The following is a 14,188-nucleotide window of genomic DNA, read 5'->3' as shown; positions in this document are numbered from 1 at the left end:
GAATGCACCTCCTTCTTCTCTTTATTTTTCCATGCCCAAAGCTTCTAACAATTGCTGCACCTGTTTCTCCTGTTCTTCTAAAAACTTGCTGAATTCTTCACTATTTTTATATTCTTGTTCCCATCCTTGCACTTCCACTTCCTTTTTCCATTCAGAAGTTTCAACTAGCTTCTCAATGGTTCCGTCCCAAAAGGTTTTCGCTTCACCAGACATATTCTGGGGTCCAAAAACGCCTCTCCAAATCGTGAATTCAGCATCAACACCCTGTTCCTTTGCCGTCGGTATGTCCTTTAGATCTCCACCTAAACGTTCATTCGAGGTAACGGCCAACACTCTAATCTTTCCTGCTTTTAAAAATTCCCTGACACTGGATGCATCCGTTCCGATCACATCCGCATTTCCGCCAAGCAATGCCGTAATTGCTTCCCCGCCGCCGTCGTACGAGACGTATTTAAGTTCAGTTGGATTCAGGCCATATTCATAGGCTGGAAGAATGGAAATCAAATGATCCATGGATCCCGGAGCCGATCCCCCTGCAAAGGTCAACTTACGCGGGTCTTTCTTTACCGCTTCGAGCACTGATTTCAAATCCTTGAATTCAGAATCCGCCTTTACCACTATCGCCCCATAATCCTTTGTCAGCTGCGCCAAAGGAGTCGTGTTTTTATATCCATAAGGACTGTTGCCTTCTTTTTTAAGGTTATTGATGATGACAGGCGGTGAATTCACGAACAGCATGTCATTGTTATCCGCTTGCTGTGTTGCATAATCCGCCATGAAGACAGCGCCCCCGCCACCGGGTTTGTTTTCGACGGTCAATGGCTGGTTCACCAGTTTTGTCTCGCCCAAAACCTTTGTAAATGAACGGGCGGTTAAATCCCATCCTCCGCCTGCGCCCGATGGAGCAACGATTGTTATCGCTTTTTTCGGATAACCTGTATCTTCTTTCTTTTCTCCTGATGTACCCGAACTGCTGCATGCACCTAAACTTAAAGCTAACGAACCTGCCAATAGTAACGCTGAAATCTTTTTACAAGAAAACATAGTAATAATCCCCCTTTTGAAAGCGTTTTCTTAATTCTACAAAAATATCTTCGTTTTCACTGATTGCCCAACTAAAATGCATAAATTCCAAAACCTCCATATTGTCCATAAAGTTTTTCTCGAAGGAAAAGGGGAAAAAGACTGCTCCTTCAGAGCAGTCCCAGTTTGTAGACAAAAGGGGTTCTATCTAAATTAAACAAAGTGATTGGAACGGAAGGTGCGAGACTCCTGCGGGAAATGCGTGTCCAAGGGAGACCCCGCAGGCGTAAAGAACGCCGAGAAGGCTCCCGGACCGCCCGCGGAAAGCGAGTGCCCTACGTTCCAATCACGGTTCGATTTTACAAACACTTTAAACTGTAGACAAACTTGATTTTCATCGAGTTTGTCTACAGTCAGAGACTGCACTTTTAAGTAGCCCTGCTAGAATAGTATTTTTGATAGATATACGACCATCGTTACCGTTATGCTGCTGAATAAAGTCGACATCAAGACTGCCTGTGCTGCATACTCCGGATGATTGTCATATTCCAAAGCGAATAATGCGCTGTTTCTTGATGTGGGAAATGAGCTTGCGATAAATAACCCTTGAGCGACAGTCCCTTCCAAGCCCAAGATGAGGATGATCAGGAAGGCGATGGATGGTGAGAGTATTAATCGCCCCACCAAGCTTAGGATAAGCGGAAGCGGGAAATGCGTCATTTTCAAATAGGCACTCTGTGCACCCAATGTAATCAGGGCGATGGCTATGAAGGCACTCGCGATATTATCAATCGGGGTCCATAAGAACAGAGGGATTTCGAAAGAAGCTGCCTGTAATATTAAACCGAGCAATAAAGCATAAATGACGGGGTTCTTCAAGAACTCGCGAATGGCACCCTTTGCACTTTTTGTATGGACGGAAACGGAATTCATCAATCCATAGGTATAGGTCAGCAGGTTTTGAAAAATGATCACGATGACTTGGATCGACAGGCCAAGAGGATTTCCATTAAAAACCATCTGACTGACCGGTAACCCGAAATTGGCCGAGTTATTCAGGACTACACTATTTTTAAACGTGGCCGAAAGGCTTTGATCAAACCTGGCTAGTTTAGCAATCACTGTACTAACTATGATGAGGCTTACTGCTTGAAGAGCAAGGAAGCTGAATATCTGAACGATCATCCCCCCGCCCATTTTGCTTTGATAGATATTGACAAAACTAATGGCGGGCATGAGCAGGAAGTGATTCAATTTAGACAGTGTATTCATATCCAGCTTGAATTTACGATGAAGGATGGCCCCCGCCCCTATAAGGAAAAAAACCGGTACAATGACATTCAATACGATCAGAAACAGGACACTCACTTGACTTCCTCTCCATTCCTTAGGCAAATTCCTGATGATTTACATCTCCCATCTATCATAATGCCGTAATAACCATAATTAAAATACCAATAAATTATCGTTATCCATTCGAAAAAGGAATGACAAAAAAAGCACAGAGGTTTCTGCGCTTCCAGTTAAATATCCCTCATGAAATCGACGCCTTTGACAAATTTGACAAACTCCTTGACCAGCTTTAATTCCAGCGACTTTTCATGATATAACATCCACGTATTCCTGATAAGGGGATTACCTTGCTTATCCTTAATGTCCATTTGACGGAGATGTTGGTCTTTCTCCAATAAAACACTGGGGAGGATGCCATATCCCAGGCCATTCCTGACCATTTCCTTGCATGTATCACCTTTGTCCACTTCCATCCCCACCAAAGGAGGTCCAGAAAAATTGTCTCTCCACCAGTTATCGATCATTGTTTTCAAAAGAGCATCTGTCCCATAATCGATCCTCGGCAGGAAAGGCAGGTTTTGGACTTCGATTTCTTCCTTGGAAGCAATACAAATCGTTTCCTCAAAAAGATGATGCCTTGATCCTGACCATTGATAGTCCCCCCGAACAATCCCGACATGCACTTCTTCGTTATAAATGAGGTTCAGCACTTCTTTACTCCATCCAGTTGTCACATGGAAATCCACTTTAGGAAATCGCTCACGAAATAATTTCAGCAGGCCTGGCAATTTATGCAGCGTAATATAGTTGGAAACACCCAGCCGTAATGTTCCACTGATTTCCTGACCCATATTGAATGCTGTCTCTTTTATCTGCCGGAGCCTGATCAGCATCTCATCTGCACAGATGGCCAAATATTCCCCTTGAGGGGTGAACTGCACCCCCCTTGTTCCCCGCTCCACAATCTTTAGATTGAATTCCTTCTCTATTTGTTGAATCCGTTTCGTTAAAGAAGGTTGTGAGATATATAAACTTTGCGCCGTTTTAGTAATATTCTTGTGTTCATGCAACACCTTTAAGATATGCCAATCCCTTTCGTTCATAAACCTTCCCCCGATACGCATTCCCTTGAATGTTTTATAAAAACTGTACCATAAATGGCATGTTGGATATATCCTTTTACAAATACAAAAAAAGCCCAGGCCAAACCGGCAGGACTTTCCGATAAGCATCTTTCTAGCGGAGGACGCTCAGTCATTCAATTGAATTCTTTCAGGGCATGTGTAGATATTCAGTGAATCATTACGAATGAACCCGACCGTCGTGATTCCCAATCCTTCAGCCAACTCCAAGGCCAATTCAGTTGGAGCGGATTTCGAGAGTATCAGTTCACAGCCGATTTTCGCCACCTTCAAGAGAATTTCCGATGATATCCGGCCGCTGAAAACGATAGCCTTCCCTTTTATCGAAATACCATTTTTCAAGCAATGGCCGTATATTTTGTCCAAGGCATTATGCCGTCCGATGTCCATCCTGCTTAAGACGAGGCCATCGACATCACATAAAGCGGCATTGTGGACTCCGCCCGTGTTCTGGAAGGTGACGGCAGAATTTTGTAAATCCTTCATCAAGCGGAAGCAGTCATCAGGAGTCAGTTTCACCGAAACATGATCCATTTTCTTGGCAGTCAATGCATCATTTACAAAGACGAAACCTTGTCTGCTCATTCCGCAGCAAGATGTAATATACCGCTTATTTTGAAATTCCTGGAAATAGGGATTCACTTTATCCGTCTTCACATGAACAAAGCCTTCTTTTTCCTGGACCCAGATTTCTTTTATCTCATCATATTTTTTGATGATTCCTTCCGAAGCCAAATAACCAATCACCATATCCTCGATGTATTCAGGTGTACAAACCATCGTGACGAATTCTGGGCCATTTATTTTGACAGTAACGGGATGCTCCGTTACGATCGCATCTTCCGTCCGCTCGATGTTACCTTTGGTTATCCGGATGATGTCCCTCTTGATTTCAATCGCTTTCATGTTCCCACTCCTTTTAATATCCAGGAGCCAATTGACCAATATGTAAGGAACATGGTCAATGCCCGTTGAGTTTGTCCGCTATATTCTTATCAAATACGAATACGGAAATCGCTATGTTTTCTTTGATTTTTATGTCTGAAAACAAATGGAGCAGTTTAGCTCCGACCAGTTCTTCCATTCCATCAGGAGGACTCTCCGAATATACATCCTGAACCATTTTGGTTCGTGCAGAATGGACCATATCCCGTCCTTCCTCTGATCTTGATATGAACATTTCCGTAGGAGTCAAATTCCCATATAACGTGGAAACGGCCATATTTTCCACGAAAACCGTGTGTATGCGTTCCGGTCCTTTGCCGAATAGTTCCTTGCGAAGCTTACGAATCATATCATTGAATTCATGGATAACTTTAGACACCGTTGCGTCACTCCAATTCAAGAAAATTAAGTTCTCAATTTTCTTATCATAAATCAACGCGAAGAAAAACGAAAGGAATTTGGGAATGATATCCTCTTTCCAGGATTGTTTCTTTTAATAATTAAAGGTATAATATCATTGATGAAAGTTGGGAGCATAATAGTGTACTGTTGTGTCCTATCTTTTTTAACATTATCCATTATGGTATGGATTGGTATATTGGCAAGCTTTGCTATTAAACTATTCCACCATGACCTACATTTCCGTTAAGAGCCGGAGGTGTAATCATGGTGGTTTTTTTGCGTCTTTTTGGCTATAAAAGGGGGAAATATAATGATCGATTCAAACATCACCATCAAAATCAACGGGAAGGATTATACCGCTAATGAAGGAGCTACAATACTGGAGGTCATCAACCAAAATGAGATAGCTCATCCACAGATTTGTTATGTTCCTGAGGTGGACCCGATCCAAACATGCGACACATGCATCGTCGAAGTTAATGGGAAACTCGTCCGGTCATGTTCGACAAAAGCAGTGAGCGGCATGGATATAGCCTTGGACTCAAGGAAGGCCAAAGAAGCCCAAACCGAGGCCATGGACCGGATCCTGGAAAACCATTCTTTATACTGCACTGTATGTGATAATAATAACGGAAATTGCAAACTGCATAACACAGCAGAATTAATGGAAATTGAACACCAAAAATATCCTTACACACCGAAAGTGGAATTGGGTGCCGTCGATATGTCCCATCCATTTTACCGCTATGATGCCAATCAATGCATCGCCTGCGGGCAATGTGTCGAAGTCTGCCAAAACCTTCAGGTCAACGAGACGCTGTCCATCGACTGGGAAGCAGAACGGCCTCGGGTAATCTGGGATGAAGGAACGGAAATCAATAACTCATCTTGTGTAGGCTGCGGACAGTGTGTAACCATTTGTCCATGTAATGCATTAATGGAAAAATCGATGCTTGGCGAGGCTGGTTTCATGTCAGGTTTGAAAAACGATATGCTTGAGCCAATGATCGACCTTGTCAAAGAAGTGGAACCTGGATACAGCGGGATTTTTGCCATTTCGGAGATTGAAGCGGCAATGCGTGAGACACGGACGAAGAAGACAAAAACGGCCTGTACGTTCTGTGGGGTAGGATGCACATTCGAAGTCTGGACAAAAGGCCGTAAAATCCTTAAAATCCAACCTACTCATGAAGCACCCGTCAATGCGATTTCCACATGTGTCAAAGGGAAATTCGGTTGGGACTTCGTAAACTCTGAAAAACGTTTGACAAAGCCCCTGATTCGAAAAAATGGAAGATTCGTTGAATCAAGCTGGGATGAAGCACTTGATTTGGTTGCATCCAGACTGGGTTCGATCAAACAGCAATACGGCGGAAATTCAGTAGGTTTCATTTCCTCTTCCAAGATCACGAATGAAGAAAACTATGTAATTCAAAAACTGGCACGGCAAATGTTCGAAACGAATAACGTCGACAATTGCTCGCGTTACTGTCAATCCCCGGCAACAGACGGACTGTTCCGTACAGTCGGCATGGGCGGAGACGCTGGTACGATCAAGGATATCGCCGCAGCAGGTCTTGTCATCATCGTTGGGGCTAACCCGGCAGAAGGACATCCCGTACTGGCGACACGCGTTAAACGGGCACACAAGCTTCAAGGACAAAAACTGATCGTAGCTGACATTCGCAAAAACGAAATGGCCGAGCGTTCCGATATCCATATCAGTCCAAAACAAGGAACAGACCAAGTTTGGTTGATGGCGGTTACAAAATATATGATCGATCAAGGCTGGCATGATCAAGGTTTCATCAATGAAAATGTTAACTTCTTCGACGATTATAAAGAAGTACTTGAGAAATATACCCTGGAATATGCAGAAACACACACAGGTATTTCAAAAGAAACATTGATCCAAATAGCTGAGACCATTCGTGATGCTGACGGAACATGCATTCTCTGGGGAATGGGCGTTACACAAAACACCGGCGCTTCCGATACTTCGGCTGCAATTTCCAACCTGTTATTAGCTACAGGTAACTACCGTCGCCCAGGAGCTGGAGCTTATCCGCTCCGCGGCCATAACAATGTACAGGGCGCTTGCGATATGGGTACCCTTCCAACATGGCTTCCGGGATATCAGCATGTTACCGATGACGTCGCACGTGCTAAATTCGAAAAAGCCTATGGAGTGAAAATCGACGCCAAACCAGGCTTGAACAATATTGAAATGCTTAAAGCGATAGAAAAAGGCGACATGAAGGCAATGTATCTTGTAGGTGAAGATATGGCACTTGTTGATGCGGATGCAAACCATGTCGATAAAGTGTTATCCGGATTGGATTTCTTTGTTGTCCAGGATATTTTCCTTTCAAGGACAGCCCAGTATGCCGACGTGGTATTGCCCGGCGCTCCATCTCTTGAAAAAGACGGAACGTTCACCAATACAGAGCGCCGTGTACAGCGTTTATATAAAGCTCTTCCCACTATGGGAGATTCTAAAGCGGACTGGGAGATCACTCAAGAGATCGCCAACCGCTTAGGTGCGAATTGGAATTACACTCACCCTAGTGAAATCTATGACGAAATGGCAAGTCTGTCACCAATATTCAGCCAAGCGAATTACGAAGTGCTGGAAGGATGGAACAGCTTCCTTTGGGGAAACCATGATGGATCAAGTACGCCGCTACTTTATGTGGATGGCTTCAACTTCCCTGATAAGAAAGCGCGCTTTGCACTGGCGGACTGGGTGGAACCTCATAAATTCCCGGAAGAATATGACCTTCATATCAATAATGGACGCATGCTGGAGCATTTCCATGAAGGCAATATGACGAACAAATCCAACGGAATCCAATCGAAAGTACCTGATATTTTCGTTGAGGTTTCACCGGAACTTGCCAAAGAACGAAAAGTCAGTGATGGCGGTCTCGTTCGCTTAGTGTCTCCTTTTGGGGCAGTTAAGTTAAAAGCCCTGATCACAGACCGCGTTAAAAATAATGAGCTATTTTTACCGATGAACTCCGTCGATAAAGACTCTGCCATCAACTTCCTGACCGGTCCCATCTATGATCGACGCACAAGCACGCCTGCTTACAAACAGACGATGGTCCGCATGGAAGTATTAAGCGCAAGCGGAGACATTCCATTACCGGGTACCAATCCACGGAACAAAAAACGTCATCCTCAAAATGGTGTCGAGGTCGAACGTAAGTGGGCCCGTCCAGGGTATGTTCACTTAACGGATAAATAAACAAGGAGGGTGAAGATCATGGCAGCTCCTATAACGGAAATCCATAATCCCATTACTGAGGAAGAAATAAAGCTACAAAAACTGGAAGAACTGAAAACGTTGATCACCGATAATGAAGATGCATTGAACAATATGTTTAAAATCGTCAATGAACTGAATGACTCGGGAATATTCGAAGCCGCGACCTCCATGCTTCAAGGAAAAGAACAAATTGCGAAAATCGCCCTTCAACAAATCACAAGGCAACCTGTCACAAACCTGATCAATACCCTTATGGGGGCAACAGGTGCCTTGATGAACGCCGATGCCGCACAATCCACGAAACTGCTGAACAGTGCACTTGCAGGAATCGATGAAGGAAACAAATTCCTTCAAGCCGATAAGAAGATCGGCGTTTTGGATTTAATGAAAACATTGAATGATCCAGACATAAACCGGGCAATCGGCTTTGGCGTCCACTTCCTGAAGGGAATGGGCAAGGAATTAAAAGAATAGGATCGGAACAAAGACTCAAGAGAAGCTTCTTTTGAGTCTTTGTTCTATCATTAAGTCTCTGTTGCTGCAAAGCTGCTGAAAGTGCAGCGTATTGGATAAGATTAGTATTGGAGTGGATAATATGGCGGATATAAAAAATTGAAGAATTACATATTGCCTCAGTAAAAAAATCTTATTAGCTTATCAAGCTGATGGTGTTTTTCCAGTGAAAAATGATTTAAGATCACTCATCAAAATAAAGGCTGTACACCCTTCCTTTATTCGCACCACTGCTTGCTAGATTCAATGATTGCAAAATCCGTGTTGCACTGGATGAAGAGGAAATGCTTAAAAAATCCCTCAACTGCCGATTCGTTATAGTCGAGCCAATTAGATAAAAATAATCTCGTATAGCCTGGATATGTGCAGTTTTACTGGATTGTTGGCATTGATTGCAATGCCATGTGCCATGCCTTCTAAATAGCTGATTGCCCTTGCAATTCTCACATATCACTCCTTTTATTAGGTCCTTTTCGGTAAGATTATATCGTTCCAGGATGGAAAAGTCCGCATCGATATGGTTTTTATTCAATACGCGAACTGCTTTCTTCAAATGTTTTTCACTAAAACAGGATTCTGTTATGGAATGCTCGATTTGATCAATTTTAGCGGGAAGTGCATCGCGATGGATAACTTTATAGTGGAGTTCATGGTTTTCAGGAGCTGTACGGATGATTGTTTGGGGATTACTGATGACAATCAATGAAAGGATGGGCAGTGAGGGAAAACCGTTTTTCAAGAACCAATTGGTCAATTGTGATTCCTGGCGGCTGACTTGTATGATGGGATCAGGAAATGCCGTTTCTTTTCCTTCTATCGTTCGAATGAGCTGATTGAAATGCGGATCAAAATAGATCGCCCCTGCAATGTTCTTCACTTCAATGATAAGCGCATATTTCTTGGAGATTAATAAGGTGTCCAGCTGAAAAAATCGTGATTGAACCTGCAGCCTTAAATCGTGAAGGATGAAATAGCTTTTTGGTTCAAGAAAGCTTAATGGAAAATCAATGGAGCATTCCCCTTTATAGCCCGCTTCCCTTTTTTTGAGATCGTTCATGATTAAAGACGTTTTAGGGTGATTCGGAGGAAGCCTGCACGCTAATGCACGTAATTTGCGGATGGCAAGAGGAACTTTTCGCTCTTTTACAATCAATTTCATCGCTCCAATCCTAGTTTCTCCAAAAGGATTCTACATTAAATGATGGAAATTGTACAGTTTATCTGCGAAATCGGGAATATATCTTCGAAAATGGAGATATATCAGCGATAACTCCTGATTTATCTGCGAATTATACGATTTATCGATTTTTCGACAAAAACAACTAAAAAAACAAATAAAAAACCACCAATATATGTATTGGTGGAGACGGTGGGAGTCGAACCCACGTCCAGACATAACGGCACTTAAGCTTCTACGAGTGTAGTCGATATATTCGCATTTCGCGAACTCATTAGCCTATCGACAGGCGGCAGAGCAGCTAGTCTGATTGGTCTCTTCCTTCATCCTCAGACGGTGGATTCCGGCGTATCCCACTTAGAGTGAGTCCCTTACCCTACCACGTGGGCCATGGAGGGAGGAACAGCTATCGACTGTTATTAAGCAGCGAAAGCTAGGTTGTTGTTTTGTTTGCCAGTTATAGGCGTTGACGTTTTAACGAGGCCGATCCCCTCGACTCGCAACTTAAGCTCGAACTATCCCTGTCGAATCCGTAACGTCCCCATGATGGAAATGGAGCGTACGAGAGAAGAATAGTCAGCAAGTTGGCTGATATTCAATTGTCATCGGTACAGGATTAATTATAACAGATTGGTTCAAAAAATCAATTGTAAGGTCTTGGCAGTTCTACATTTTCTGCCGATCACGGAAAGCACGTTCGATATCACGCTTCGCTTCCTTCTTCTTCAGGTCTTCACGCTTATCATATTGTTTCTTCCCTTTACCCAGACCGATTAAAACCTTGGCAAAGCCATTTTTCAAATACATTTTCAACGGAACGATCGTGTAACCTGTTTCCTTTGTTACACCGATCAGTTTGCTGATTTCCTTCTTATGCAAAAGAAGCTTCCGTGTCCGCAACGGGTCATGGTTAAACTGGTTTCCCTGCTCATAAGGGCTTACATGCATATTATAAAGATAGATTTCCCCATTTTCTATTTTAGCGAAGGCATCCTTCAAATTCACTCGGGCCGCACGGATGGCCTTGATTTCGGTCCCCTTCAAAACGATTCCCGCTTCAAACGTTTGTTCAATAAAGAAATCATGATAAGCTTTTTTATTTTGTGCTAGTTGTTTACCTGAGCCTTTTGGCATCTAACTCTCCCCTTTTTACATCCAATCGCGGCAAGAGGATGAAATGATCATCCCCCGCCTCAATCTTTATCTCTTTTTTGGTTTTCTCTTGCGCTTCGCTGCTGGCGCATTTTCAAAGAATTTTTTCTTCTTTTTCGGTTTTCTCCCAGTAGAAGGCGAATCTCCATTACGGCCGCCGCCTTTTCCTTCCTTACGTCCACCATTGCCATCTCGGCCACGTTTGCGTTCACCTGAATTGGCTTTGAATATTTTCTTCTCGCCGGATGGACGCGGACGGCTTACCTTCATGCCGATAATTTCAAAATCGATTGCGCGTTCCTCTTTATTGACGTTGGAAACACGTACGTCAATCTCATCGCCAATCCGGAACACATTACCGGTACGTTCCCCTATCATTGCAAGCTGACGCTCATCGAAGCGGTAATAATCATCCGTCATGAAGCTGACATGGACAAGTCCTTCAATCGTGTTCGGCAGCTCGACGAACATCCCGAAATTCGTGACCGAACCAATGATCCCGGTATACTCTTCGCCGATTTTATCCAGCATATATTCCGCTTTCTTCAGATCATCCGTTTCCCGTTCAGCATCGACTGAGCGACGTTCACGTTTCGATGTATGATCGGCAATCTCAGGTAAATTGGCATTCCATTTCTCCTTCGTAGCTTCATCCAGTTTACCTTCCACCAAGTAGGTCCTGATCAACCTGTGCACGATCAAATCCGGGTAACGGCGAATCGGCGATGTGAAATGTGTATAAAACTCAGCAGATAAACCAAAGTGACCTAAGCTCTCCGGATCATATTTCGCCTGTTGCATGGAACGAAGCATGACCGTGGATATGACCGTTTCTTCCGGTTTACCGGCAACCGCCTCAATGATTTCCTGTAACGCCTTAGGATGAACGTCATTCGCCGATCCCCGTACAATATATCCGAAGTTCGTAATGAATTCGAAGAAACGCTGCAGTTTTTCCGGCTTGGGATCTTCATGAATACGGTAAATGAACGGAACCTCAAGACGGTGGAAATGCTCAGCAACGGTTTCATTAGCTGCAAGCATGAACTCTTCAATCAGTTTTTCCGCAACCGACCTTTCACGTAAAACCACATCAGTCGGATGGCCCTCTTCATCAACGATGACTCTCGCTTCATTGAAATCAAAGTCAATCGCACCGCGGTTCATCCTGTTTTTACGAAGGATGGCCGCTAACTTCTCCATGTCCTGGAACATCGGCACCAACGCTTCGTAACGTTCGAGCTGTTCTTCATCTTTATCGACAAGGATTTTGTTCACATTGCCATATGTCATACGTTCCGTCGTCTTAATGACACTTTCAAAAATCTCATGGTTGACGACTTTTCCATCTGGCGTGATTTCCATTTCACATGAGAGTGTAAAACGATCGACTTGTGGGTTCAAGGAGCAAATGCCATTCGATAAACGATGCGGAATCATCGGGATGACCCTGTCCACCAAATAAACGCTCGTCCCTCTTTCCAAGGCTTCCTTATCGATTGGAGATCCTTCCTTCACATAATGGCTGACATCAGCAATATGAACACCCAGCTTGTAATTGCCATTTTCAAGTTTGGAAACAGTGACGGCATCATCAAGGTCCTTTGCATCCGCTCCATCAATCGTGACCAAAACATCATTGCGCAAATCCCTGCGGTTGCCAATTTCACTTTCTTGAATGGTATCCGAAACGGCATTGGCTTGCTCCATGACGTCATCCGGAAACTCCATCGGCAAACCATATTTATGGATCACTGAAAGAATATCTACACCAGGATCATTTTTATGGCCAAGAATCTCAATGACTTCACCTTCAGCACTTATCCGTCCTTCAGGATAAGAAGTAAGCTTGACGACAACCTTATGTCCCTCTACCGCTCCATGTGAAGCATGCTGTGGAATGAAGATATCGTTTGCGATCTTTTTATCATCAGGGATGACGAAACCAAAACTTTTACTTTCGGAGTATGTACCGACCACTTGTGTAATTCCGCGTTCAAGTATTCTGATGACCGTGCCTTCTTGCCTTGAGCCCGATGTTTCCGAAGATACTCGTACCATGACGACATCTCCATGCATCGCTGTGCCCGTTTCATTTGGCGGAATGAAAATATCATCCATTCCCGGGTTATCTTCAGGTGTGACAAAGGCAAATCCCTTTGCATGCCCCGTTAATTTACCGCGGAACAAATTCATTTTTTGCGGCAGGCCGTAACGATTGCTCCTCGTTCTGACCACCAATCCCTTTTCTTCCATCTTTACTAAAGCCTTAACGAAATTCTTGAAATCTGCCGAGTCTTCGATTTTCAAAGCCTCTTCCAGTTCTTGTACCGTTAACGGCTTATACGCTTCATCCGTCATGTATGTCAGAAGCTTATTAATATGTTCTTGAATGTTATCTTCCATGAAAACCCTCCTATTCAGGGTATATTTTTGTTATTCGGACCAATCCAGGCTTTCTAAAAATCCCAATACATCTTCATGTAGCTGGTCTTTTTCTTTATCAAGGGTTATGACATGGCCGGATTCTTCATACCACTTGATTTTTTTGACCGGTGATTCAATGGAATCAATAATAATATCGGCACTTTTTGGATTGATAACATCATCATGCCGGCCCTGCACGACAAATGTCGGAGCGTAAATAAGGTCGACGTGCTCTCGTACATCCGTTATCAATTCCTGAAGGGCTTTCAATGTATTCATCGGTTTATCGGCAAGGAGGTCCATTTCAAGCTCTATTTGCTCTTGAGTTTTTCCTTCATACTTCTTAAATTCTCTGGCGTACTCCAATACTCCTTTAAACATCATTTCTTCACTTTTGATATACATAGGCGCACACATTGATACGATACCCTTTATAGGTACAGTGTAACCTAATTTAAGAGAAAATACGCCTCCTAATGAGAGTCCGGCAACAGCAATTTCTTCATGGCCTTTGCTTTTCAGGAAATCGTAGGCCATCATGACATCTTTCCACCAATCTTCCGGACCCGTTTTCACCAGCTCCTCTGGGGGAACGCCATGCCCTTCATAGTGCGGGGCATGGCAGGTGTATCCCTGTTTCTCCAAGTAACGGCCCAGCATCCGTACATCCGCTGAATTCCCCGTGAATCCATGTAAAAGTAAGACAGCCCTTTTTCCGCCTTCAAAAGTAAAGGGCTGCTGCAGCTTTATTTTCATGATCTTAAGCTCCTTTATCAGTAAATAGATTTTAAAAAAATCCCTATCCTATAATTAAGTACTAAAATCACTATATCTATTCATGCA

11 protein-coding genes and 1 other RNA gene are annotated in these 14,188 nt (G+C 43.5%); 2 read left to right on the top strand and 10 right to left on the bottom strand.

Annotation, left to right across the window (positions count from 1 at the left end; genetic code table 11):
- Positions 1-21: 21 nt before the first annotated feature.
- The 5 genes from ACIQYG_RS05185 to ACIQYG_RS05165 form a co-directional block, all read right to left on the bottom strand.
- A complete protein-coding gene (locus ACIQYG_RS05185; RefSeq protein WP_402835969.1) occupies positions 22-1,044 on the bottom strand; it encodes a tripartite tricarboxylate transporter substrate binding protein in 1,023 nt (340 codons plus the stop codon).
- Positions 1,045-1,464: 420 nt separating this feature from the next.
- Positions 1,465-2,391, bottom strand: coding sequence for an AEC family transporter (locus ACIQYG_RS05180; protein WP_402835967.1), 927 nt, complete (start codon positions 2,389-2,391; stop codon positions 1,465-1,467).
- 155 nt (positions 2,392-2,546) lie between these two features.
- Positions 2,547-3,419, bottom strand: a complete 873-nt coding sequence (locus ACIQYG_RS05175; RefSeq protein ID WP_402835965.1) for a LysR family transcriptional regulator — start codon at positions 3,417-3,419, stop codon at positions 2,547-2,549.
- 147 nt (positions 3,420-3,566) lie between these two features.
- Positions 3,567-4,364, bottom strand: coding sequence for a formate dehydrogenase accessory sulfurtransferase FdhD (gene fdhD, locus ACIQYG_RS05170; RefSeq protein WP_402835963.1), 798 nt, complete (start codon positions 4,362-4,364; stop codon positions 3,567-3,569).
- A gap of 55 nt (positions 4,365-4,419) precedes the next feature.
- Positions 4,420-4,782, bottom strand: coding sequence for a Na-translocating system protein MpsC family protein (locus ACIQYG_RS05165; protein WP_095390832.1), 363 nt, complete (start codon positions 4,780-4,782; stop codon positions 4,420-4,422).
- A gap of 333 nt (positions 4,783-5,115) precedes the next feature.
- On the opposite strand from ACIQYG_RS05165, the gene fdhF reads away from it, so the two are divergent.
- Positions 5,116-8,055 (top strand): formate dehydrogenase subunit alpha, encoded by a 2,940-nt coding sequence (gene fdhF, locus ACIQYG_RS05160; RefSeq protein ID WP_402835961.1) that lies wholly within the window; start codon positions 5,116-5,118, stop codon positions 8,053-8,055.
- Positions 8,056-8,073: 18 nt separating this feature from the next.
- Complete coding sequence (locus tag ACIQYG_RS05155; RefSeq protein ID WP_402835959.1) at positions 8,074-8,550, top strand: helical membrane plugin domain-containing protein; 477 nt, start codon at positions 8,074-8,076, stop codon at positions 8,548-8,550.
- A 223-nt stretch (positions 8,551-8,773) separates the two neighbouring features.
- On the opposite strand, the gene ACIQYG_RS05150 is transcribed toward ACIQYG_RS05155, so the two are convergent.
- From ACIQYG_RS05150 to ACIQYG_RS05130, 5 genes are all read right to left on the bottom strand, one after another.
- Entirely contained in the window at positions 8,774-9,748 is a 975-nt protein-coding gene (locus ACIQYG_RS05150; protein WP_402835957.1) for a nuclease-related domain-containing protein, read from the bottom strand.
- A 199-nt stretch (positions 9,749-9,947) separates the two neighbouring features.
- Positions 9,948-10,309, bottom strand: a transfer-messenger RNA (tmRNA) gene (gene ssrA, locus ACIQYG_RS05145).
- Between the two features lie 123 nt (positions 10,310-10,432).
- Positions 10,433-10,900 (bottom strand): SsrA-binding protein SmpB, encoded by a 468-nt coding sequence (gene smpB, locus ACIQYG_RS05140; RefSeq protein WP_101223703.1) that lies wholly within the window; start codon positions 10,898-10,900, stop codon positions 10,433-10,435.
- A 66-nt stretch (positions 10,901-10,966) separates the two neighbouring features.
- Positions 10,967-13,324 carry a ribonuclease R gene (gene rnr / locus ACIQYG_RS05135; RefSeq protein ID WP_402835954.1) on the bottom strand — a complete coding sequence of 786 codons (2,358 nt, stop codon included), beginning with the start codon at positions 13,322-13,324 and terminating at the stop codon, positions 10,967-10,969.
- Between the two features lie 30 nt (positions 13,325-13,354).
- Positions 13,355-14,101: an alpha/beta hydrolase gene (locus ACIQYG_RS05130; protein ID WP_402835952.1), complete on the bottom strand. Its 747-nt coding sequence runs from the start codon at positions 14,099-14,101 to the stop codon at positions 13,355-13,357.
- Positions 14,102-14,188 lie beyond the last annotated feature (87 nt).

This window comes from Peribacillus sp. NPDC096622 (assembly GCF_044762665.1).
GTDB classification, from domain to species: Bacteria; Bacillota; Bacilli; order Bacillales; family DSM-1321; genus Peribacillus; species Peribacillus frigoritolerans_B.
This window is presented reverse-complemented; position numbering and strand designations above follow the sequence as displayed.